This is a genomic window from Klebsiella sp. 1SOBk10mer (assembly GCF_046602535.1).
GTDB classification, from domain to species: Bacteria; Pseudomonadota; Gammaproteobacteria; order Enterobacterales; family Enterobacteriaceae; genus Klebsiella; species Klebsiella quasipneumoniae.
In genome coordinates this window covers 1-20865 of the sequence record NZ_JBKIUP010000006.1, presented here as the reverse complement: position 1 = coordinate 20865, position 20865 = coordinate 1, and the positions used below count along the sequence as shown (strand labels likewise).

20 protein-coding genes, 1 tRNA gene and 2 rRNA genes are annotated in these 20865 nt (G+C 56.1%); 13 read left to right on the top strand and 10 right to left on the bottom strand.

Annotated elements, in window-relative coordinates:
* Nucleotide 1: 1 nt before the first annotated feature.
* The 6 genes from ACLH1I_RS16330 to ACLH1I_RS16305 all read right to left on the bottom strand — a co-directional run bounded on the left by ACLH1I_RS16330 (nucleotide 2) and on the right by ACLH1I_RS16305 (nucleotide 5702).
* Entirely contained in the window at nucleotides 2–583 is a 582-nt protein-coding gene (locus tag ACLH1I_RS16330) for a Maf family protein (RefSeq protein ID WP_004206240.1), read from the bottom strand.
* A gap of 7 nt (nucleotides 584–590) precedes the next feature.
* A complete protein-coding gene (mreD, locus tag ACLH1I_RS16325) occupies nucleotides 591–1079 on the bottom strand; it encodes a rod shape-determining protein MreD (protein ID WP_002918648.1) in 489 nt (162 codons plus the stop codon).
* On the bottom strand, nucleotides 1079–2071 hold the full coding sequence (gene mreC, locus ACLH1I_RS16320) for a rod shape-determining protein MreC (protein ID WP_004206242.1): 993 nt from the start codon (nucleotides 2069–2071) through the stop codon (nucleotides 1079–1081). Before mreC ends, mreD begins: the two co-directional genes overlap by 1 nt.
* A 70-nt stretch (nucleotides 2072–2141) precedes the next feature.
* Complete coding sequence (gene mreB, locus ACLH1I_RS16315) at nucleotides 2142–3185, bottom strand: rod shape-determining protein MreB (protein ID WP_002918653.1); 1044 nt, start codon at nucleotides 3183–3185, stop codon at nucleotides 2142–2144.
* A 305-nt stretch (nucleotides 3186–3490) separates the two neighbouring features.
* Complete coding sequence (csrD, locus tag ACLH1I_RS16310) at nucleotides 3491–5431, bottom strand: RNase E specificity factor CsrD (RefSeq protein ID WP_151628887.1); 1941 nt, start codon at nucleotides 5429–5431, stop codon at nucleotides 3491–3493.
* A gap of 79 nt (nucleotides 5432–5510) precedes the next feature.
* Nucleotides 5511–5702 (bottom strand): hypothetical protein, encoded by a 192-nt coding sequence (locus tag ACLH1I_RS16305; RefSeq protein WP_017899936.1) that lies wholly within the window; start codon nucleotides 5700–5702, stop codon nucleotides 5511–5513.
* A gap of 231 nt (nucleotides 5703–5933) precedes the next feature.
* On the opposite strand from ACLH1I_RS16305, the gene msrP reads away from it, so the two are divergent.
* The 10 genes from msrP (at nucleotide 5934) to fis (ending at nucleotide 14400) form a co-directional block, all read left to right on the top strand.
* Nucleotides 5934–6935 (top strand): protein-methionine-sulfoxide reductase catalytic subunit MsrP, encoded by a 1002-nt coding sequence (msrP, locus tag ACLH1I_RS16300; RefSeq protein WP_004206244.1) that lies wholly within the window; start codon nucleotides 5934–5936, stop codon nucleotides 6933–6935.
* A complete protein-coding gene (gene msrQ, locus ACLH1I_RS16295; RefSeq protein WP_023319225.1) occupies nucleotides 6935–7534 on the top strand; it encodes a protein-methionine-sulfoxide reductase heme-binding subunit MsrQ in 600 nt (199 codons plus the stop codon). Before msrP ends, msrQ begins: the two co-directional genes overlap by 1 nt.
* Before the next feature lie 232 nt (nucleotides 7535–7766).
* Nucleotides 7767–8219, top strand: coding sequence for a type II 3-dehydroquinate dehydratase (gene aroQ / locus ACLH1I_RS16290; protein ID WP_004206246.1), 453 nt, complete (start codon nucleotides 7767–7769; stop codon nucleotides 8217–8219).
* Nucleotides 8220–8241: 22 nt separating this feature from the next.
* A complete protein-coding gene (gene accB / locus ACLH1I_RS16285; RefSeq protein ID WP_004206250.1) occupies nucleotides 8242–8709 on the top strand; it encodes an acetyl-CoA carboxylase biotin carboxyl carrier protein in 468 nt (155 codons plus the stop codon).
* Between the two features lie 10 nt (nucleotides 8710–8719).
* Complete coding sequence (gene accC, locus ACLH1I_RS16280) at nucleotides 8720–10069, top strand: acetyl-CoA carboxylase biotin carboxylase subunit (RefSeq protein WP_004174096.1); 1350 nt, start codon at nucleotides 8720–8722, stop codon at nucleotides 10067–10069.
* Between the two features lie 110 nt (nucleotides 10070–10179).
* Complete coding sequence (locus ACLH1I_RS16275; protein ID WP_151628885.1) at nucleotides 10180–10422, top strand: DUF997 family protein; 243 nt, start codon at nucleotides 10180–10182, stop codon at nucleotides 10420–10422.
* Nucleotides 10412–11863: a sodium/pantothenate symporter gene (panF, locus tag ACLH1I_RS16270; RefSeq protein WP_004206255.1), complete on the top strand. Its 1452-nt coding sequence runs from the start codon at nucleotides 10412–10414 to the stop codon at nucleotides 11861–11863. Before ACLH1I_RS16275 ends, panF begins: the two co-directional genes overlap by 11 nt.
* Before the next feature lie 11 nt (nucleotides 11864–11874).
* Nucleotides 11875–12756 carry a 50S ribosomal protein L11 methyltransferase gene (gene prmA, locus ACLH1I_RS16265; RefSeq protein WP_004206256.1) on the top strand — a complete coding sequence of 294 codons (882 nt, stop codon included), beginning with the start codon at nucleotides 11875–11877 and terminating at the stop codon, nucleotides 12754–12756.
* Nucleotides 12757–13113: 357 nt separating this feature from the next.
* Nucleotides 13114–14079, top strand: coding sequence for a tRNA dihydrouridine synthase DusB (gene dusB / locus ACLH1I_RS16260; RefSeq protein WP_004144972.1), 966 nt, complete (start codon nucleotides 13114–13116; stop codon nucleotides 14077–14079).
* A 24-nt stretch (nucleotides 14080–14103) separates the two neighbouring features.
* Nucleotides 14104–14400: a DNA-binding transcriptional regulator Fis gene (gene fis, locus ACLH1I_RS16255; protein WP_000462905.1), complete on the top strand. Its 297-nt coding sequence runs from the start codon at nucleotides 14104–14106 to the stop codon at nucleotides 14398–14400.
* Nucleotides 14401–14484: 84 nt separating this feature from the next.
* On the opposite strand, the gene envR is transcribed toward fis, so the two are convergent.
* On the bottom strand, nucleotides 14485–15138 hold the full coding sequence (envR, locus tag ACLH1I_RS16250) for an acrEF/envCD operon transcriptional regulator (protein WP_004206257.1): 654 nt from the start codon (nucleotides 15136–15138) through the stop codon (nucleotides 14485–14487).
* Nucleotides 15139–15513: 375 nt separating this feature from the next.
* Here envR and ACLH1I_RS16245 point away from each other — a divergent pair, with 375 nt between their 5' ends.
* The 3 genes from ACLH1I_RS16245 to ACLH1I_RS16235 all read left to right on the top strand — a co-directional run bounded on the left by ACLH1I_RS16245 (nucleotide 15514) and on the right by ACLH1I_RS16235 (nucleotide 20291).
* Nucleotides 15514–16653 (top strand): efflux RND transporter periplasmic adaptor subunit, encoded by a 1140-nt coding sequence (locus ACLH1I_RS16245; protein ID WP_151628883.1) that lies wholly within the window; start codon nucleotides 15514–15516, stop codon nucleotides 16651–16653.
* 12 nt (nucleotides 16654–16665) lie between these two features.
* On the top strand, nucleotides 16666–19776 hold the full coding sequence (locus ACLH1I_RS16240; RefSeq protein WP_411302858.1) for an efflux RND transporter permease subunit: 3111 nt from the start codon (nucleotides 16666–16668) through the stop codon (nucleotides 19774–19776).
* Nucleotides 19777–20069: 293 nt separating this feature from the next.
* Nucleotides 20070–20291, top strand: coding sequence for a membrane protein (locus tag ACLH1I_RS16235; protein WP_004206262.1), 222 nt, complete (start codon nucleotides 20070–20072; stop codon nucleotides 20289–20291).
* 227 nt (nucleotides 20292–20518) lie between these two features.
* Here ACLH1I_RS16235 and rrf (ACLH1I_RS16230) read toward each other — a convergent pair.
* The 3 genes from rrf (ACLH1I_RS16230) to rrf (ACLH1I_RS16220) all read right to left on the bottom strand — a co-directional run.
* Nucleotides 20519–20634: ribosomal RNA gene (rrf, locus tag ACLH1I_RS16230) — 5S ribosomal RNA — on the bottom strand.
* A gap of 38 nt (nucleotides 20635–20672) precedes the next feature.
* Nucleotides 20673–20748: transfer RNA gene (locus ACLH1I_RS16225), tRNA-Thr, on the bottom strand.
* Between the two features lie 14 nt (nucleotides 20749–20762).
* Nucleotides 20763–20865, bottom strand: a 5S ribosomal RNA gene (rrf, locus tag ACLH1I_RS16220); the annotation flags it as partial.

Sequence of the window (20865 nt, the reverse complement as noted above, 5' to 3'; positions counted from 1 at the left end):
TTTATCCCTTTTCTTTACGCAGTGAGTTAAAGTTACTGAGCAACTCATACGTTTCCACCAGCGGTAAGCCGACTACGGCGTGATAGCTGCCATTAATCTTCCTGACGAAGCAGCCACCCAACCCTTGAATACCGTATGCACCTGCTTTATCTAAAGGCTCGCCGCTGGCCACATAATCGGCGATATCCTGCTCGCTGAGCGTTCGGAAGGTCACTTCCGTGACCACCAGACAATCCAACGTCTGCTGCTTATCCGCCAGCGCCACCGCGGTCATGACCTGATGGGTTTGGCCGGAAAGCAGGCGCAGCATCGCTGCAGCGTGTTCGGCGTCGCGCGGTTTTTCCAGCACTTCGCCGTTCAAAATAACAATCGTATCCGCTCCCAACACCGGCAAATCCCGCGATGCCAGCGCCACTCCGGCCTGCGCCTTTTCACGCGCCAGACGGACGACATAGTGCTGTGCGCTCTCCTGCGGCTGGCGCTGCTCCTCGATACCAGGAACCAGACGCTCGAACGCGAGACCAAGCTGAGTCAGCAGTTCCTGCCGACGCGGGGAACCAGAAGCAAGATACAGAGTTGTCATATCAACCTTATTGCACTGCAAATTGCTGACGCACTTTACGCATCAGCAGGAAGAGCCATGGCCAGAGGATACCGTTTACTACACTACTCCAGAATACTTCCGGACGGAAAGAGACGTTGATCACTAAAAACTCTGCCCAGAAAACAATGATATCCACGGCGAGGGATAACAGCATGACCACCAGCGCCTGTTGCCACAGCGCCAGGTTACGGAACAGCTGATACTTCAGCGCCACCAGATAGGCGACGATGCTTAAGGACAGCGCGCGAACGCCCAGCGTCGAGCCGCTGATGAGATCAAGAATAGCCCCCATCACGAAGCCCGTCCCCACGTTCACCCGGTGCGGCAGCGCGAGGATCCAGTACAGCAGGATCAATAATACCCAGTTGGGCCGGAAAACGCTGATGTCCGCCGGCCAGGGCATAATTTGCAGCAATAGCGCGATAAGAAACGAGAGCCAGATAACCCAGCGTCCCTGGCTACGGTAACTTGCCACTATTGCCCCCCTGCAGGCTGCGACGGCTGAGACGGCGTCAGCCCGGTGGCGGGCGCCGGCATCTGCGGCCCCATCGCATCCGGCGCAGGCAACACCTGCGGCATCATCTGCATCAGGCGTTCGTTAGCCACGCGATGAACCTCTTCCGGAGTCATCGGGTTAGCGCCATTGCGATCGGCGCCCCACAGCAGCAGCAGATAGCGCAAACGCTGCAGACCGGCCGTCGGACGCGCCTGGATCACCGTGTAGGCGCGCTGGGTGTCCAGTTTCACTGAAGAGACAACCCCAACCGGGTACCCTTCCGGGAAACGGCCGCCAAGACCGGAGGTCACCAGCACATCGCCGACGCGAATATCAGTATTGGCCGGCAGATGCTCAAGCTGGAGGTCGTCGGTGCAGCCGTTACCGGCGGCAATGACGCGAATGTCGTTACGCAGGACCTGGATCGGCAACGCATGGGTGGCATCACAGATCAGCAGTACCCGGCTGGTCATTTTCGCTACCGCCACGACCTGCCCCACCACGCCTTTATCGCTGATAACCGGCTGGCCTTCGTAGACGCCGTTGACGCTGCCCTTATCGATAACCACCTGATCGCTGTAGGGGTCGTTGACCGTTGAGATGACCTGGGTCACCATTTTTTGCTCGTCCTGGCGCAGCGGCGAGCCAAGCAGTTCACGCAGGCGTGCGTTCTCCTGCTTGTACTGGCCCAGCATCAGCAGATCGCTGTTTTTCAACAACAGCTCCTGACGCAGCGCGCGGTTTTCCAGTTCGAGCTGGTCACGGGTAGCCAGCGTCTGCGATACGCTGTCAAGCAGTTCTCGGGGACCATTAGAGACAAAGTAGAAAGGGCTGACGGCTGTATCCATGTACGTTCTGATTTGACTGAACGTACCCAGGCGGCTGTCGGCGATAATCACGCCAAGCGCCACCAGCACCGCCAGAATAAGGCGAATCTGTAGCGAGGGGCCACGGCTAAAAATTGGCTTCATAGGCTATGCGTATTCTCGTGTCAGTAAAGACCTGGGGCAGCGGGTAAGCCACCCCGGACCTTCAGGCTGACTACTCTTCGCTAAACAGGTCGCCGCCGTGCATGTCGATCATTTCCAGCGCCTTGCCGCCGCCACGCGCTACGCAGGTCAGCGGATCTTCAGCAACCACGACTGGAATACCGGTTTCTTCCATTAACAGACGGTCCAGGTTGCGCAGCAGCGCACCACCGCCGGTGAGAACCATCCCGCGCTCGGAGATATCAGACGCCAGTTCCGGCGGGCACTGCTCAAGGGCAACCATGACCGCGCTCACGATGCCGGTCAGCGGCTCCTGCAGCGCTTCAAGAATTTCGTTTGAATTCAGGGTGAAACCGCGTGGCACGCCTTCCGCCAGGTTACGGCCGCGCACTTCAATTTCACGCACTTCATCGCCCGGGTAAGCCGAACCGATTTCATGTTTGATACGCTCAGCGGTCGCTTCACCGATCAGGGAACCGTAGTTACGACGCACGTAATTGATGACGGCTTCGTCGAAACGGTCGCCGCCGATACGCACGGAAGAAGAGTAAACCACGCCGTTCAGAGAGATAACCGCCACCTCGGTGGTACCGCCGCCGATATCCACCACCATGGAACCGGTCGCTTCAGAAACCGGCAGGCCAGCGCCGATCGCGGCCGCCATCGGTTCTTCAATCAGGAACACTTCGCGAGCGCCTGCGCCCTGCGCGGATTCACGGATAGCACGACGCTCAACCTGGGTGGCGCCAACCGGCACGCAGACCAGTACGCGCGGGCTCGGGCGCATAAAGCTGTTGCTGTGCACTTGTTTGATAAAGTGCTGCAGCATCTTTTCCGTCACGAAGAAGTCAGCGATAACGCCGTCCTTCATCGGGCGAATCGCCGCGATATTACCCGGGGTACGGCCGAGCATCTGCTTCGCTTCATGACCCACGGCGGCGACGCTTTTCGGCGATCCGGCACGATCCTGACGAATGGCCACCACGGAAGGCTCATTCAATACGATGCCTTGTCCTTTTACGTAAATAAGGGTATTCGCGGTACCCAGGTCAATGGACAGGTCATTGGAAAACATGCCACGAAATTTTTTTAACATACTAAGGGATAATCCTGAAAGCTGGGGCGGAAAACAAAATCCGCTTACTTTACCAACCACACGCAGCAGCGACAAGGCGCAAAAATCACCTGCTGCGGTGAAAATTAGTGCAGTTCATTTCCTTTGTTACAAATTTTTCCGACTCCGTTCATTGCTGAAATCTTCAGCAGCGCTCCACGCCTGAATTTGTAACCTGTCAAAGGAGGGTCACTGGCATTTACATTGCGATGATCCGGCAGGTAGACAAGCACACCCCCTTCACGATGGCGCGCGTTATTCTACGTGAAATCACGCTAAACGGCAGATCAAACCGAGTATCTTTGCGAATATTTTTTCACATTTGTGTCAAGTGGCTGTGAGGCGGCAAAAAATTCCCCCTGCCCGCCCGTGACACCGCATTGGGACAGTACCAGCCACTCGCTGCGGCTGCGTACGCCCGTCGCAAAAACTTGCATAGGCATGCCTTTACAGGCTTCCACCAGGCTTTGCACCAGCAGCTGGTTCTCGCTGCGCTTTTCGATATTGCGCGCCAGCCCCGGATGCAGTTTGATCAGCTCCGCATCCAGCTGCTTGATCCAGCTAGTTCCCACCAGGGTTAACCCTGCCTGAACCACCGCCACCCGAACGCCAAGCGCGTTAACCAACCGCATAACCGGCTGTAGACGGCCGATATATTGACAAACATCTGCCTCAGCAAGTTCAAAAATAATCCGCTGACGCTGCGATTTTTCGCACTGCATCAGAGCATCACGCAGCCAGCGCTGGAATCGCGGACGGATCAGCGACTCCACCGACAGCTGGAGCGCCAGATTCTCCTCGGGCCAGAAGCCTAAAAACGGCAGCAGGCGCGTCACCTGCAGGCGGTCATACTCCTCCGCCATGCCAAACTGCAGCACCATCGGCATATACTCGGCGGCGATCACCTCTTCCTTACCGTCGTACATCCGCGACATCAGTTCACGGTGATGCACCCGGCCATCGCGAGTGACGGCGGGTTTCTGATACAACCGCGGCCCGCCGCGGCTCAGCATCTGTTCGATCAGCGTCCGCCAGCGAACGTTGCCGCGGCCTTTCTCCGGAAGGGTATCGTCATAGACCGACCAGCTGTTGCTGCCCTGCAGCACCGCGTTGCGCGTTGCTGCTTCAGCATGTTCCATCACTTGCGCCGCCGATTGTCCACTGCGGAAAGAACAGATGCCGATATGCATCATATCGTCACGATCGAGAATGCGCGTCGGAGGCAGCGCGTCCATGGCCTTCAGCAACAGTCCGGCGATGCTATCCGCCTCTTTTAACGTGCGGTGCGGCAGCAGCACGGCGAAGTCGCTACGGTGATAGCGGGCCAGCAGCGCGCCAGGGTAACGCATAATAAAGGTAGAGAGCAGGTTGATTAGCGTGAAGTAATGTTCTTCGGCCGCCGCTCGTCCCCAGTTGTCCCGCAGCAGATCAAACTCCGGCAGACGGATCATCATCACGATGCCGTACGCCCCCACCTTCTCCTGATCTTCCAGCAGCGTGGCCAACTGATTGTCAAAAAACAGGCGATTGTTCAGCCCGGTTTTGGAATCCTGTGCCGCATAGGAGCGAATCAGCGTATCCATCCGGCTGCGCTGATCGCTGGCGAATTGCAGCTCCGACAGCAGCATATCCAGCGCGCTACTGGTGCTGGCAGGCCATTCATAGACTGACCCGCGCACCTGCGGCCCGCGCTCGCCGCTCAGGATGCGCGTGGAACGAAGCTCAAGCAGTTCCTGACCTGCCAGCTGGCGGCGTATCCAGCGGACGGCGAAGAAAATAATCACCACCATGAAGCCGATGGAGATCGACAGCGGGGCGGTGATTGACAGCGAACGGAAATAGTTCACCATCGGGTCAACGTAGACCAGATGCAGGGTGATACCGGGATGTTTCAACGACGGGACCGTGATCTCACGGAATTGCTCATGACTGCCCAGCGGGCGGTAGCTGTCGGTTCGGGAGTGGCTGTAGAGCGGTTTACCGTTAAGCATGAAATCGATATGCACGATCTCTATCGGCGTCATCAGCTCATCCAGCTGCGGCTCAAGCTTATCAAAAGAGGTGGTGATGAGCCGGTTATCCAGCATGGTCGCCACCGCCTGAACCCGGTTTTCGACCTTGTTCTCAATGCCGTTGTAAAAACTCAGCGAAGCGCCAATCAGCGTGACAAAGATGGTCAGGCTAGTTAGCAGCGTGATAAAGGCTGAGAACTTCGTCGTTAATCGCATCCCTGTGTTAACTCCGCGAGTGAATGACTGCCCGATGAACCATCAGGCTCCCGTGCCGGCGCGCGCCTTGACGCTAGCATTAACCTTTTAAAGCGCGACGCATACTATCAAAGATGGCGAGTCTGGCAATGGAATGCGTATTATCGGCGAAAGTATGCCGATAGCGAGTATAGTCGGCAGAAAAAATTTGCCAAACGCCGCCCGCCTGCGGCCTGCGCCAGAAGCGCTTTAATTTTAGACGCTGGATGGCAAACCCGCGCCAGCGGCGCACATTATTGCTAATTTTCCATCCTGCCAGCCTCCCGCCCGCTTTTTTCCCCTGCTAAAGATGCCGGGTCAGGCGCGTTAAAGGAAACGTCTTGCGCCACTTTCCGATGATTCCTGGACGACCGCGCCCCAGCTTCGGCGGTGGCGAATGCGCCTAATGTGCAATTTTTCGTGACATATTCGCGATTCATCGCCGCCTCCGTCATGCTTAGGGAAACGCATGACGGAGGACACCATGAAAAGAAAAAAACTGACGGAAGCCGACGTCACGGCCGAATCCGTTTTTATGCTCCAGCGGCGCCAGGTGCTGAAAATGCTGGGCATCAGCGCGACCGCCCTTTCGCTTCCCGCCGCCGCACAGGCCGACCTGCTGGACTGGTTTAAAGGCCACGACCGTCCGCCAGCCCCGGCGGGCAAGGCCCTGGACTTTGCTAAACCCGCTGAATGGCAGGCTAACCTGACGCTTACTCCGGAAGATAAAGTCTCCGGCTACAATAACTTTTATGAATTCGGCCTCGATAAAGCCGATCCGGCGGCGAACGCGGGTAGCCTGCGCACCGATCCCTGGACGTTGACCATCGGCGGTGAGGTGGCGAAGCCGCTGACCCTTGACCATGACGATCTGACCAAACGCTTCCCGCTGGAAGAGCGTATTTACCGTATGCGCTGCGTGGAAGCCTGGTCGATGGTGGTCCCCTGGGTCGGCTTCCCGCTGCATAAGCTGTTGGCGCTGGTGGAGCCCACCAGCAACGCGCGCTATGTGGCCTTCAAAACCCTCTATGCCCCGAATCAAATGCCCGGGCAGAAAGATCGGTTTATCGGCGGCGGGCTCGCTTACCCTTACGTGGAGGGGTTGCGGCTGGATGAAGCGCTGCACCCGCTGACGCTGCTCACCGTCGGGGTGTATGGCAAAGCGCTGCCGCCGCAAAACGGCGCGCCGGTCCGCCTTACCGTGCCGTGGAAGTACGGTTTCAAAGGCATTAAATCCATCGTCAGCATTGAACTGACCCGCGAGCGGCCACCGACCACCTGGAACCTCGCGGCGCCGGACGAATACGGCTTCTTCGCCAACGTCAATCCGCACGTCGATCACCCCCGCTGGTCACAGGCTAGCGAGCGGTTTATCGGTGCCGGCGGCGTGCTCGATGTGAAACGTCAACCGACGCTGCTGTTTAACGGCTATGCCGACGAGGTGGCGTCGCTGTATCGCGGCATGAATCTGCGGGAGAACTTCTAGTGCGTTTCACCGTCAAACAGATCGCCTGGTTGAAGGTTTTACTTCATCTGGCGGGGTTTTTGCCGCTGGTCTGGTTATTCTGGGCCGGGCACCAGGGCTACTTTAGCGCCGATCCGGCCAAGGATATCCAGCATTTTACCGGCAGGATGGCGCTGAAGTTTCTGCTGGCGACGCTGCTGGTCTCCCCGCTGGCGCGCTACGCGAAACAGCCATTATTGATTCGCGTTCGCCGCCTGTTAGGTTTATGGTGTTTCGCCTGGGCGACCCTGCACCTGACCAGCTATACCCTGCTGGAGCTGGGCATTAACAATCTGGCGCTACTGGGCTCGGAGATTATCAACCGCCCCTATCTGACGTTAGGCATGGTCAGTTGGGCGATCCTGCTGGCGCTGGCGGCGACGTCGACGCAGGCGATGCAGCGAAAACTGGGCCGCCGTTGGCAAATTTTACACAACTTCGTCTATCTGGTGGCGATCCTCGCGCCGATTCACTACCTGTGGTCAGTGAAGATCCTCTCACCGCAGCCCATCATTTATGCCCTGCTGGCAGTCGCGCTCCTGGCATGGCGTTACAAGAAGTTTCGCCAGTGGTGGCGCTGAATCCGGTAATGTGCAGTTTCCCGCAGATCCTTTATCAACCGCGACTCTTTTTAAGATAGCGGTTGATAATCTTCCCTGATAAGACCAGTATTTAGCTGCCAATTGCTACGAAATCGTTATAATGTGCGACTTTGGCTTTCCTGACAGGGTTTTCTGACCCTGAAAAGGTGACAAGGGCGCATTGAAGGTATATGTTGTTTTTTACCCGAAAATGGCAGGAGATGGCCACACGATGGCAGACAAGTTTCACATTTTGCTTTTGAATGGTCCAAACATTAACATGCTCGGTACCCGCGAGCCAGAGAAGTATGGATCTCTCACGCTGGCTGAGATTGTTAACCATTTAACATCTGAAGCAGCGGCGCTGAATGTGAGCCTGGATCACCTGCAGTCCAACGCGGAGCATGCGTTAATCGACCGAATTCATCAGGCTAAAGACAACGTGGACTATATCCTGATTAATCCGGCCGCGTTCACGCATACCAGCGTAGCAATCCGTGACGCGTTGCTTGCCGTGAACATCCCGTTTATCGAGATTCACCTGAGCAATGTGCATGCACGCGAACCCTTCCGCCAGCATTCGTATCTGTCAGATATCGCCGCTGGCGTTATCTGCGGACTGGGGGCGGACGGCTATTCATACGCTTTACAGACGGCGGTAAAACGCCTGTCACAATCACACTAAACAAAGAGTACGGAACCCACTCATGGATATTCGTAAGATTAAAAAACTGATCGAGCTGGTTGAAGAATCAGGTATCTCCGAACTGGAAATTTCTGAAGGCGAAGAGTCTGTTCGCATCAGCCGCTCTGCACCGGCCGCAAGCTATCCGGTTATGCAGCAGGCTTATGCTGCGCCGATGATGCAGCCTCAGGCACCTGCCGCCGCGGCTGCCGCGCCAGCTGCAGCAGCAGAAGCGCCGGCAAAAGCGGAAATCAGTGGTCACATCGTACGTTCCCCGATGGTTGGTACTTTCTATCGTACGCCAAGCCCGGACGCGAAAGCGTTTGTGGAAGTTGGCCAGAAAGTTAACGTGGGCGACACCCTGTGCATCGTCGAAGCGATGAAAATGATGAACCAGATCGAAGCCGACAAAGCCGGCGTGGTGAAAGCCATTCTGATCGAAAGCGGCCAACCGGTAGAATTCGACGAGCCGCTGGTAGTTATCGAGTAACGAGGCGAACATGCTGGATAAAATTGTCATCGCTAACCGTGGCGAGATCGCACTGCGCATCCTGCGTGCCTGTAAAGAACTGGGCATCAAGACCGTTGCTGTGCATTCCACCGCGGATCGCGATCTAAAACACGTATTGTTAGCGGATGAGACGGTCTGCATCGGTCCGGCTCCGTCCGTAAAAAGCTATCTGAACATCCCGGCTATCATCAGCGCCGCTGAGATCACCGGCGCGGTAGCAATTCACCCGGGGTATGGCTTCCTCTCTGAGAACGCCAACTTTGCTGAGCAGGTTGAGCGCTCCGGCTTTATCTTCATCGGCCCGAAAGCCGACACCATCCGCCTGATGGGCGACAAAGTGTCCGCGATCACCGCCATGAAAAAAGCCGGCGTCCCGACCGTACCCGGTTCTGACGGCCCGCTGACCGACGACATGGACGCTAACCGCGCCCATGCCAAACGCATCGGCTATCCGGTGATCATCAAGGCCTCCGGCGGCGGCGGCGGTCGCGGTATGCGCGTTGTGCGCAGCGACGCTGAACTGGCCCAGTCCATCTCCATGACCAAAGCGGAAGCCAAAGCGGCTTTCAACAACGACATGGTCTACATGGAGAAATACCTGGAAAACCCGCGTCACATCGAAATTCAGGTGCTGGCGGACGGTCAGGGTAACGCTATCTATCTGGCTGAACGTGACTGCTCCATGCAGCGCCGTCACCAGAAAGTGGTCGAAGAAGCGCCGGCGCCGGGCATCACCCCGGAACTGCGTCGCTACATCGGCGAGCGTTGCGCGAAAGCCTGTGTCGATATCGGCTACCGCGGGGCGGGTACCTTTGAGTTCCTGTTCGAAAACGGCGAGTTCTACTTCATTGAAATGAACACCCGTATCCAGGTAGAGCATCCGGTAACTGAAATGATCACCGGCGTTGACCTGATCAAAGAGCAGCTGCGTATCGCAGCCGGTCAGCCGCTGTCCATCAAGCAGGATGAAGTGGTGGTTCGCGGCCATGCGGTGGAATGCCGTATCAACGCCGAAGACCCGAACACCTTCCTGCCGAGCCCGGGTAAAATTACCCGTTTCCACGCGCCGGGCGGCTTTGGCGTGCGCTGGGAGTCCCATATTTACGCCGGTTACACCGTACCGCCGTACTATGACTCCATGATCGGCAAACTGATCTGCTACGGCGAAAGCCGTGACGTGGCGATTGCCCGCATGAAGAATGCGCTGCAGGAGCTGATCATCGATGGCATCAAGACCAACGTCGATCTGCAGATGCGCATTATGAGCGACGAGAACTTCCAGCATGGTGGCACCAACATCCACTATCTGGAGAAAAAACTCGGCTTGCAGGAAAAATAATTCTGCACTCTCAGCAAAAGGCCGGATTTTCCGGCCTTTTTTCTTTTTCTCTCTCCTCATCTATACCATGCGGTACAATCCCCGCTTTCTTCATCCTCAAGGGACAAAAAATGGACAAACGCTTTGTTCAGGCCCACAAAGAAGCGCGCTGGGCGCTGTGGCTGACCCTTCTCTATCTTGCCGCCTGGCTGGCCGCCGCCTATCTGCCGGGGGTGGCTATCGGTTTTACCGGCCTGCCCCACTGGTTTGAAATGGCCTGCCTGCTGGTTTCGCTGCTGTTTATTCTGCTGTGCTGGGCGATGGTCAAACTGGTTTTTCGCGACATTCCTCTGGAGGACGATGATGCAGTTTGAGGTCATTATTCCCCTGATCGCCTATCTGGTGGTGGTGTTCGGCTTATCCCTCTACGCCATGCGAAAACGCGCCTCAGGAAGCTTTCTGAATGAGTACTTTCTCGGCAGCCGCTCGATGGGCGGCTTCGTGCTGGCCATGACGCTAACCGCCACCTATATCAGCGCCAGCTCATTTATCGGCGGACCCGGCGCCGCCTATAAATACGGCCTGGGCTGGGTGCTGCTGGCAATGATCCAGCTCCCCGCCATCTGGCTGTCGCTGGGCGTACTGGGAAAAAAATTCGCCATTCTTGCGCGCCGTTACAACGCCGTCACCCTCAATGACATGCTGTTTGCGCGCTACCAGAGTCGTCTGCTGGTCTGGCTGGCCAGCCTGAGTCTGCTGGTAGCCTTCGTTGGCGCCATGACCGTCCAGTTTATCGGCGGTGCCCGCCTGCTGGAGACGGCTGCGGGTATTCCCTACGATACCGGTCTGCTGATCTTCGGCATCAGCATCGCGCTGTATACCGCTTATGGCGGCTTTCGCGCCAGCGTGCTCAACGACACCATGCAGGGCATGGTGATGCTGATCGGCACGATCGTGCTGCTGGTGGGGGTGATCCACGCCGCCGGCGGGATTGGCCATGCGGTAGAGACCCTGCAGTCGATCGATGTCAAGCTGGTGTCCCCTCAGGGGGCGGAAGATATCCTCTCGCCAACCTTTATGGCCTCGTTTTGGGTGCTGGTCTGCTTCGGCGTGATAGGCCTCCCGCATACCGCCGTGCGCTGTATCTCCTACAAAGACAGCAAAGCCGTGCATCGCGGCATCATTATCGGCACCATCGTGGTGGCGATCCTGATGTTTGGCATGCACCTGGCCGGCGCGTTAGGTCGGGCGGTGATCCCTGACCTCACCGTACCGGATCTGGTGATCCCGACGCTGATGGTCAAAGTGCTCCCGCCCTTTGCGGCAGGGATCTTTCTGGCCGCGCCGATGGCGGCGATTATGTCGACGATCAATGCCCAACTTCTGCAAAGTTCCGCTACGATCATCAAGGATCTGTATCTGAATTGGCGTCCGGATCAGGCGACTAACGAAAAGCGGCTTAAACGCATGTCCGCCGGCATTACGCTCCTGTTGGGTGTCCTGCTGCTGCTCGCGGCCTGGCGACCGCCAGAGATGATTATCTGGCTGAACCTGCTGGCCTTCGGCGGCCTGGAAGCCGTCTTTCTGTGGCCGCTGGTGCTGGGCCTGTATTGGGAACGTGCCAACGCGGCTGGCGCGCTGAGCGCGATGATCGTGGGTGGTGTACTGTATGCCGTACTTGCCACGCTGAAAGTGCAGTTTCTCGGCTTCCATCCGATCGTTCCCGCGCTGCTGCTGAGTTTACTGGCGTTTGTGGCAGGGAATCGTTTCGGCCGTCCCGCACCACAGCCACCTATTTTGACTACTGATAAATAAAGAGTTTTGCTATGCCATGGATCCAACTGAAACTAAATACCACCGGCGCGAACGCTGAAGATCTTAGCGATGCGCTGATGGAGGCCGGATCGGTCTCGATCACCTTCCAGGATACGCACGATACGCCGGTATTTGAGCCGTTACCCGGGGAAACCCGGCTGTGGGGCGACACCGACGTGATCGGCCTGTTCGATGCCGAAACCGATATGAAAGCGGTCGTTGCCCAACTGGAGCAGCACCCGCTGCTGGGCGCCGGATTCGCGCATAAGATCGAGCAGCTGGAAGATAAAGACTGGGAGCGGGAATGGATGGATAACTTCCATCCGATGCGCTTCGGTGAGCGGCTGTGGATCTGCCCGAGCTGGCGCGACGTTCCGGATGAAAATGCCGTCAACGTGATGCTCGATCCGGGTCTGGCCTTCGGTACCGGCACGCACCCGACGACATCCCTGTGCCTGCAGTGGCTCGATGGACTCGACCTCAACGGAAAAACGGTCATTGATTTCGGCTGCGGTTCCGGCATCCTGGCGATTGCCGCGCTGAAGCTGGGAGCCGCAAAAGCGATCGGCATTGATATCGACCCGCAGGCTATTCAGGCCAGCCGCGATAACGCACAGCGTAACGGCGTCTCTGAGCGTCTGGAGCTCTATCTTCCTCAGGACCAGCCCGAGTCGATGAAAGCCGACGTCGTGGTCGCCAATATCCTGGCTGGCCCGTTACGTGAGCTGGCGCCGTTAATCAGCGTCCTGCCTGTTTCAGGCGGTTTGCTGGGGCTTTCCGGCATCCTTGCCAGCCAGGCGGAGAGCGTCTGTGAAGCCTACGCCGATATCTTCACACTTGACCCGGTGGTCGAGAAAGAGGAGTGGTGCCGGATCACCGGCCAGAAAAACTAAGTGCAATGCGGCCTGTGGGCCGCATTTTTGTTTCCAGTAGCCACCAAATAATGCCAGGAAATGAGAGGCAGATCGCACTACAGAGCACTTTTTTGACTATAAAAACAGCGTTTTATATCGCCTGGTAGCGAGTTTGTCTAAGAAAAATCGAGAAGTTTTATGATTTTATAAATGGACACAAATTATCCATCAGCCATTAAATCAATGATTAATATAAGTATTTATTCATCCCTTTTACGTTAGTCCCGGATTCATTGATCTGCAACAGAGGATTGCTCAAAGTTTGGCCTTTCATCTCGTGCAAAAAATGCGTAATATACGCCGCCTTGCAGTCACAGTATGGTCATTTCTTAACTCATGCGCATCGGACACCACCAGCTCAGAAATCGCCTGATCGCAGCGCCCATGGCTGGCATTACTGACAGACCATTCCGGACGCTGTGCTACGAGATGGGAGCGGGTTTAACCGTTTCCGAGATGATGTCCTCTAACCCACAGGTGTGGGAGAGCGACAAGTCCCGTTTACGGATGGTGCATATTGATGAGCCCGGTATTCGTACCGTGCAAATCGCCGGTAGCGTGCCGGAAGAGATGGCTGCCGCCGCGCGGATTAACGTGGAAAGCGGCGCCCAGATTATTGATATCAATATGGGATGCCCGGCGAAAAAGGTGAATCGCAAGCTTGCAGGTTCAGCCCTCTTGCAGTACCCCGACCAGGTGAAGTCGATCCTGACGGCGGTCGTGAATGCGGTGGACGTTCCTGTGACTCTCAAGATTCGCACCGGTTGGGAACCGGAACACCGTAACTGCGTAGAGATTGCCCAACTGGCCGAAGAGTGTGGCATTCAGGCTCTGACTATTCACGGACGCACCCGCGCCTGCTTGTTTAACGGAGACGCTGAGTACGACAGTATTCGGGCAGTTAAGCAGAAAGTTTCCATTCCGATTATCGCGAATGGCGACATTACTGACCCGCTTAAAGCCAGAGCTGTGCTCGACTATACAGGGGCTGATGCCCTGATGATAGGCCGTGCAGCTCAGGGAAGACCCTGGATCTTTCGGGAAATCCAGCATTATCTGGACACTGGAGAGCTGCTGCCCCCGCTGCCGCTGGCAGAGGTCAAGCGCTTGCTTTGTGCGCACGTTCGGGAATTGCATGACTTTTATGGTCAGGCAAAAGGGTACCGAATCGCGCGTAAACACGTCTCCTGGTATCTTCAGGAACATGCTCCAGATGACCAGTTTCGGCGCACATTCAACGCCATTGAGGATGCCAGCGAACAGCTGGAGGCGTTGGAGGCATACTTCGAAAATTTTGCGTAATAGAAATAAAGAGCTGACAGAACTATGTTCGAACAACGCGTAAATTCTGACGTACTGACCGTTTCTACCGTTAACTCTCAGGATCAGGTAACTCAAAAGCCCCTGCGTGACTCGGTTAAACAGGCACTGAAGAACTATTTTGCTCAACTGAACGGTCAGGATGTGAATGACCTGTATGAGCTGGTACTGGCTGAAGTTGAACAGCCCCTGTTGGACATGGTGATGCAATACACCCGTGGTAACCAGACCCGCGCTGCCCTGATGATGGGCATCAACCGCGGTACGCTGCGTAAAAAACTGAAAAAATACGGCATGAACTGATACTAGTCAGTTGCTTGCTTGATATAAAAGGCGCTCTTCGGCATGGGGAAGCGCCTTTTTTATTACCTGCGACAGCGGGACACATCACTGATTCACCGCCCGCAGTACCGGCGCCTCCGATACATGAGCAGCACAGACTACCGCCATAACATTATCCACCAGCGCAGGCGCCTGCTGATAAAGATCGAAGCGTTGCGGATCGAGCAGCCAGTTTTTAATCAGCCCGGAAAAGGCGCTGTGTAAAACAATTAATATCACTTCAATATTTGTTTCGGCTGGCAATATATTGTTACGCACACAGCGCTGAAGCATGCCGCCAATCAGCGAATAATTAAAACCAATGCGCTGGCGAATTTCGTTTTCCGAAAGCATATCATTGGCAAACTCGCAGCGCTGATAAAGAATTTGCATCAGCGCGCGCTGGCGAGGATTCGCAGCAATATAGCGGAGCCCGGTAATAAACCGCTCGCGCAATGCATTTAACGGCTCCTGTTCATTCTCTGTTACGAGGCTATGCTGAATCAAATCCCTGAGCGGTGGCTGCTGCTGCCACATTTCATTAAACAGCTCAGTCTTACTGGCAAAATGCCAGTATACGGCGCCGCGGGTCACTCCCGCCGCATCAGCAATATCCGTCAGGGTTGTGTTGGTCACCCCCCGCAGGGCGAACTGCTGGATCGCGGACTCAATCAGGAGCTGCCGCGTGCGTAGCGCCTCTTCTTTCGTTTTTCTAGCCATACAAGCCCCTTCCCGTCAGACAGGTTATTCAGGATTTTCTGAAGATCGCTTAACCTAACATTTGTCATGGAATATTTTTTAGCAAAAATGCAGACAAGTTAATTCTGAAGCTGTCGCCAAATAAATTACCCAAAAGAATATTAATAAATAACCCATTCACTGAATTGATGTCTATTTATTAAGTTTTACAATTGAGGTAAATAGCAAAAAAATCCTGCGCGCTTTTTTGTTTTTGCGTGCCTTGCTGATTGCTCAAAAATAAGTATCCCTTACATCCAGCGGCGTTTATTTGTAGGATGGCAAACTGCTTTTTAATTCCCTCTTTCTTTCAAAGATTCGCCGCCGAATTTGGCACGTAATCTATAAGGAACCGCCATGACAACTCACGCCAGAGTGACACTTTTATCCGGTTTAATTATCTCGGCCTTATTGCTTACCGGCTGCGATAATTCGGACAACCCGCAACCCCATGCCCAGGCGCCGCAGGTGACGGTCCATGTCGTGAACAGCGCGCCGCTGTCGGTCACCACCGAACTGCCAGGCCGAACTTCAGCTTTTCGCGTGGCGGAAGTCCGCCCTCAGGTAAGCGGAATCATCCTGAAGCGTAACTTTGTTGAAGGAAGCGATGTCGAAGCAGGCCAGTCGCTCTATCAGATCGATCCGGCAACCTACCAGGCGGCGTGGAACAGCGCCAAGGGCGATGAGGCTAAAGCCGAAGCCGCAGCCGCCATCGCCCACTTAACGGTGAAACGCTACGTTCCGCTGCTGGGCACCAAGTATATCAGTCAGCAGGAATACGATCAGGCGGTGGCCACCGCCCGCCAGGCCGACGCTGACGTCATCGCCACCAAAGCCTCCGTGGAAAGCGCCCGCATCAACCTGGCCTACACCAAAGTGACCTCTCCCATTAGCGGACGCATCGGTAAATCGAGCGTCACCGAGGGAGCGTTGGTCACCAACGGTCAGTCGGATGCCCTGGCTACCGTCCAGCAGCTCGATCCGATCTACGTCGACGTGACGGAATCCAGCAATGACTTCATGCGCCTCAAGCAGGAAAGCCTGCAACGCGGCGGCGACACCAAAAGCGTTGAGCTGGTGATGGAGAACGGTCAGGCCTATCCGCTTAAGGGTTCGCTGCAGTTCTCCGACGTGACTGTCGATGAAAGTACAGGTTCAATTACCCTGCGCGCTATCTTCCCTAACCCACAGCATGTCCTGCTGCCGGGAATGTTCGTTCGCGCCCGCATCGATGAAGGCACCGATCCGCAGGCCATCCTGGTGCCGCAGCAGGGGATGACCCGTACGCCGCGGGGCGATGCCTCCGTCATGCTGGTGAATGACAAAAACCAGGTTGAAACCCGTCAGGTGGTAGCTTCCCAGGCCGTGGGCGATAAGTGGCTTATCACCAGCGGGCTGAAGCCGGGCGATAAGGTGATTATCAGCGGCTTACAGAAAGTCCGTCCAGGCGTCACCGTTAAAGCAGAAGCGGAGCGTGCGGCACCGGTCGCACAATAAGGATACCCAGCCATGTCTAAGTTTTTTATCCATCGACCAGTCTTTGCCTGGGTGCTGGCGATCATCATGATGATTGCCGGAGGTCTGGCCATTCTGCAGTTGCCGATAGCGCAGTATCCGACGATAGCGCCCCCTGCGGTGGCGATCTCCGCTACCTATCCCGGTGCGGATGCCCAGACCGTGCAGGACACGGTCACTCAGGTTATTGAGCAGAACATGAACGGTATCGACAACCTGATGTATATGTCGTCGACCAGCGATTCCGCCGGCTCAGTAACCATCACGCTTACCTTTAAGTCCGGCACCGATCCGGATATCGCCCAGGTGCAGGTGCAAAACAAACTGCAGCTGGCCACCCCGCTGCTGCCTCAGGAAGTCCAGCAGCAGGGAATTAGCGTAGAAAAGTCCAGCAGCAGCTTCCTGCTGGTGGCCGGCTTTATCTCTGATAACCCGGTCACTACCCAGGACGATATTTCCGACTATGTCGCCTCTAATGTTAAAGATCCCATCAGCCGCCTCAACGGTGTGGGCGATGTCCAGCTGTTTGGCGCACAGTACGCCATGCGCATCTGGCTGGATGGCAACCTGCTGAACAAATACAACCTGACGCCAGTGGATGTCATTAATGCGCTGCAGGTTCAGAACGATCAGATCGCCGCCGGCCAGCTGGGCGGTACGCCAGCGCTAAAAGGCCAGCAGCTCAATGCGTCGATCATTGCCCAGACGCGGCTTAAAGATCCGCAGGAGTTTGGCAAGGTCACGCTGCGGGTCAATGCCGATGGCTCTGTCGTCCATTTGAAAGATGTCGCCCGCATTGAGCTGGGCGGAGAGAACTACAACGTCGTCGCCAGAATTAACGGTAAGCCCGCCTCTGGTCTGGGTATTAAGCTTGCGACCGGCGCCAACGCGCTGGATACCGCCACGGCGATTAAAGCGAAGCTGGCCGAACTGCAGCCTTACTTCCCCCAGGGAATGAAGGTGGTCTATCCGTACGATACGACCCCTTTCGTTAAAATCTCTATTCACGAAGTGGTCAAAACGCTATTTGAAGCGATTATTCTCGTCTTCCTTGTCATGTATCTGTTCCTGCAGAACATGCGCGCAACGCTCATTCCGACCATTGCCGTGCCCGTCGTGCTGTTGGGCACCTTCGCCGTACTGTCGATGTTTGGCTACTCCATCAACACCCTGACGATGTTTGGCATGGTGCTGGCGATAGGTCTGCTGGTCGATGACGCTATCGTCGTAGTGGAAAACGTTGAGCGCGTGATGGTTGAGGAAAAACTCTCGCCAAAAGAAGCGACGGAAAAGTCGATGTCGCAGATCCAGGGGGCGCTGGTGGGTATCGCCATGGTGCTCTCTGCGGTATTCGTGCCGATGGCCTTCTTCGGCGGTTCCACCGGCGCGATTTATCGCCAGTTTTCGATCACCATCGTTTCCGCCATGGCGCTCTCCGTGCTGGTTGCCCTGGTCCTGACGCCAGCGCTCTGCGCCACGTTGTTAAAGCCGTCCTCGGTCGAACACCATGAGAAAAAAGGCTTCTTCGGCTGGTTTAACGCCCGCTTTGACCAGAGCGTTAACCACTACACCAACAGCGTCAGCGGTATTTTGCGTGGAACCGGCCGTTACCTGGTGATCTATCTGCTGATCGTCGTGGGAATGGCCGTGCTGTTTATGCGTCTCCCGACATCCTTTCTACCCGATGAAGACCAGGGGGTCTTCCTGACCATGATCCAGCTGCCCTCCGGCGCCACCCAGGAGCGGACACAGAAAGTGCTGGGTACCGTGACCGACTACTATCTGCATAACGAGAAGGCTAACGTCGAAAGCGTCTTTACCGTTAACGGCTTCAGCTTCAGCGGTCAGGGACAAAACTCCGGCATGGCGTTTGTCAGCCTGAAACCCTGGGAGGCGCGCAGCGGTGATGAAAACAGCGTGGAGTCCATCATCAAGCGAGCCACCGTGGCCTTCAGCCAGATCAAAGACGCCATGGTTTTCCCGTTCAACATGCCTGCCATTATTGAGCTGGGTACCGCCACCGGCTTCGACTTTGAGCTGATCGACCAGGGCGGGCTAGGTCATACCGCCCTGACGCAGGCGCGCAATCAACTGCTGGGCATGGTGAAACAGCATCCGGATCAGCTGGTGCGGGTACGGCCTAATGGGCTGGAAGATACGCCGCAGTTCAAACTGGATGTCGACCAGGAAAAAGCGCAGGCGCTGGGCGTATCGCTCTCCGATATCAATGAAACGATATCAGCCGCGCTGGGCGGGTACTACGTCAATGACTTTATTGACCGTGGTCGCGTCAAGAAAGTGTACGTCCAGGCTGATGCCCATTTCCGTATGCTGCCGAGCGACATTAACAATATGTATGTTCGTAGCGCCAATGGCGAAATGGTCCCGTTCTCCGCCTTCGTCACTTCGCGCTGGATTTATGGCTCGCCGCGTCTGGAACGCTACAACGGTTTACCCTCCATGGAAATCCTCGGTGAAGCCTCGCCGGGTAAAAGTACCGGGGAAGCCATGGCGCTGATGGAAGCGCTGGCCAGTAAGCTGCCGAGCGGCATTGGTTACGACTGGACCGGGATGTCTTACCAGGAACGCCTTTCCGGCAACCAGGCTCCCGCGCTTTATGCCATCTCGCTGATTGTCGTCTTCCTGTGCCTGGCGGCGCTGTATGAGAGCTGGTCGATTCCATTCTCAGTCATGTTAGTGGTTCCGCTGGGGGTGATCGGCGCGCTGTTAGCCGCCACGCTGCGTGGGCTGAATAATGACGTGTACTTCCAGGTAGGCCTTCTGACCACGATCGGTTTGTCGGCGAAGAACGCGATCCTGATCGTCGAATTCGCCAAGGATCTGATGGAGAAGGAGGGGAAAGGGATCATTGAAGCAACCCTGGAGGCATCGCGGATGCGCCTGCGACCCATTCTGATGACCTCTCTGGCTTTTATTCTCGGAGTCATGCCGCTGGTGATTAGCCATGGTGCCGGCAGCGGGGCGCAGAATGCGGTAGGTACCGGCGTCATGGGCGGGATGCTAACCGCGACACTGCTGGCGATCTTCTTTGTTCCGGTCTTCTTTGTGGTCGTCAGACGACGTTTTACCCGGCACGCTGAATAACGCGGCCTGGTTTTAAAGGCGCCCCCTGCGGGCGCTTTTTTTTCGCCAGGCATATTAGCAACCCGCTCAGCTTCCCGCTACCTGACAACCTCTATCGCGTGCGGCAGCGCGGGGAGACGATCTTTCTCTCCATCTTTTCTGCATATTCCCCTGCTTATCTTCACGATATTTACGTGGCTCATATATTGAGATGATTTCGGCATCCGGGCCGGACAATCCGCGGTGATAAAATAAGCCATTCCGTTCTGCACTGGCTTTCAGTACAACCCTGCGGATTATCCAGAGGTAATATCATGAAAAAGTATTTAATCGTGGCGCTGCTGGCCTCTCTGCTGGCAGGCTGTGCCCATGACTCTCCCTGCGTGCCGGTTTATGACTCGCAAGGCCGCTTAGTCCACACCAATACCTGTATGAAGGGCACAACAGAAGACAACTGGGACACGGCAGGCGCGATCGCCGGGGGAGCCGCCGCGGTAGCCGGCCTCACGTTAGGGATCGTTGCGTTGACCCGCTAATTCACCCCCGACCAGCAGATACTGGGGCTAGCGTCGAACCTGTATCTGCTCTTCTGCGCATCATCCACATGACAACCGGGCAAATAAACTCTCTGTCCCTTGCTGCATTACGAGCAAATCGACTTTGACGGGTTTCCCCCTGGTGGCAGGACTGTTTATCAACAGATAACAGATAGCACAAAAGCAGAAGGCCCAGTCTTTCGACTGGGCCTTCTGCTTTATTTGATGCCTGGCGATTCCCTACTCTCACATGGGGAGACCCCACACTACCATCGGCGCTACGACGTTTCACTTCTGAGTTCGGCATGGGGTCAGGTGGGACCGCCGCGCTATTGTCGCCAGGCAAATTCTTTACAACGAGCCGAACTTTAACCTAAAAAGTGGTGCTGATACCCAGAGTCGAACTGGGGACCTCACCCTTACCAAGGGTGCGCTCTACCAACTGAGCCATATCAGCACGCTAAATTTGATGCCTGGCAGTTCCCTACTCTCACATGGGGAGACCCCACACTACCATCGGCGCTACGGCGTTTCACTTCTGAGTTCGGCATGGGGTCAGGTGGGACCACCGCGC

What these genes read in the sequence shown, in the direction of transcription:
- ACLH1I_RS16245 (WP_151628883.1), top strand. Translation starts at nt 15,514, where the DNA reads ATGACAACTCACGCCAGAGTGACACTTTTATCCGGTTTAATTATCTCG.
- mreC (WP_004206242.1), bottom strand. Translation starts at nt 2,071, where the DNA reads ATGAAGCCAATTTTTAGCCGTGGCCCCTCGCTACAGATTCGCCTTATT.
- accB (WP_004206250.1), top strand. Translation starts at nt 8,242, where the DNA reads ATGGATATTCGTAAGATTAAAAAACTGATCGAGCTGGTTGAAGAATCA.
- aroQ (WP_004206246.1), top strand. Translation starts at nt 7,767, where the DNA reads ATGGCAGACAAGTTTCACATTTTGCTTTTGAATGGTCCAAACATTAAC.
- msrP (WP_004206244.1), top strand. Translation starts at nt 5,934, where the DNA reads ATGAAAAGAAAAAAACTGACGGAAGCCGACGTCACGGCCGAATCCGTT.
- prmA (WP_004206256.1), top strand. Translation starts at nt 11,875, where the DNA reads ATGCCATGGATCCAACTGAAACTAAATACCACCGGCGCGAACGCTGAA.
- accC (WP_004174096.1), top strand. Translation starts at nt 8,720, where the DNA reads ATGCTGGATAAAATTGTCATCGCTAACCGTGGCGAGATCGCACTGCGC.
- csrD (WP_151628887.1), bottom strand. Translation starts at nt 5,431, where the DNA reads ATGCGATTAACGACGAAGTTCTCAGCCTTTATCACGCTGCTAACTAGC.
- envR (WP_004206257.1), bottom strand. Translation starts at nt 15,138, where the DNA reads ATGGCTAGAAAAACGAAAGAAGAGGCGCTACGCACGCGGCAGCTCCTG.
- ACLH1I_RS16235 (WP_004206262.1), top strand. Translation starts at nt 20,070, where the DNA reads ATGAAAAAGTATTTAATCGTGGCGCTGCTGGCCTCTCTGCTGGCAGGC.
- fis (WP_000462905.1), top strand. Translation starts at nt 14,104, where the DNA reads ATGTTCGAACAACGCGTAAATTCTGACGTACTGACCGTTTCTACCGTT.
- ACLH1I_RS16330 (WP_004206240.1), bottom strand. Translation starts at nt 583, where the DNA reads ATGACAACTCTGTATCTTGCTTCTGGTTCCCCGCGTCGGCAGGAACTG.
- mreB (WP_002918653.1), bottom strand. Translation starts at nt 3,185, where the DNA reads ATGTTAAAAAAATTTCGTGGCATGTTTTCCAATGACCTGTCCATTGAC.
- panF (WP_004206255.1), top strand. Translation starts at nt 10,412, where the DNA reads ATGCAGTTTGAGGTCATTATTCCCCTGATCGCCTATCTGGTGGTGGTG.
- ACLH1I_RS16240 (WP_411302858.1), top strand. Translation starts at nt 16,666, where the DNA reads ATGTCTAAGTTTTTTATCCATCGACCAGTCTTTGCCTGGGTGCTGGCG.
- dusB (WP_004144972.1), top strand. Translation starts at nt 13,114, where the DNA reads ATGCGCATCGGACACCACCAGCTCAGAAATCGCCTGATCGCAGCGCCC.
- ACLH1I_RS16275 (WP_151628885.1), top strand. Translation starts at nt 10,180, where the DNA reads ATGGACAAACGCTTTGTTCAGGCCCACAAAGAAGCGCGCTGGGCGCTG.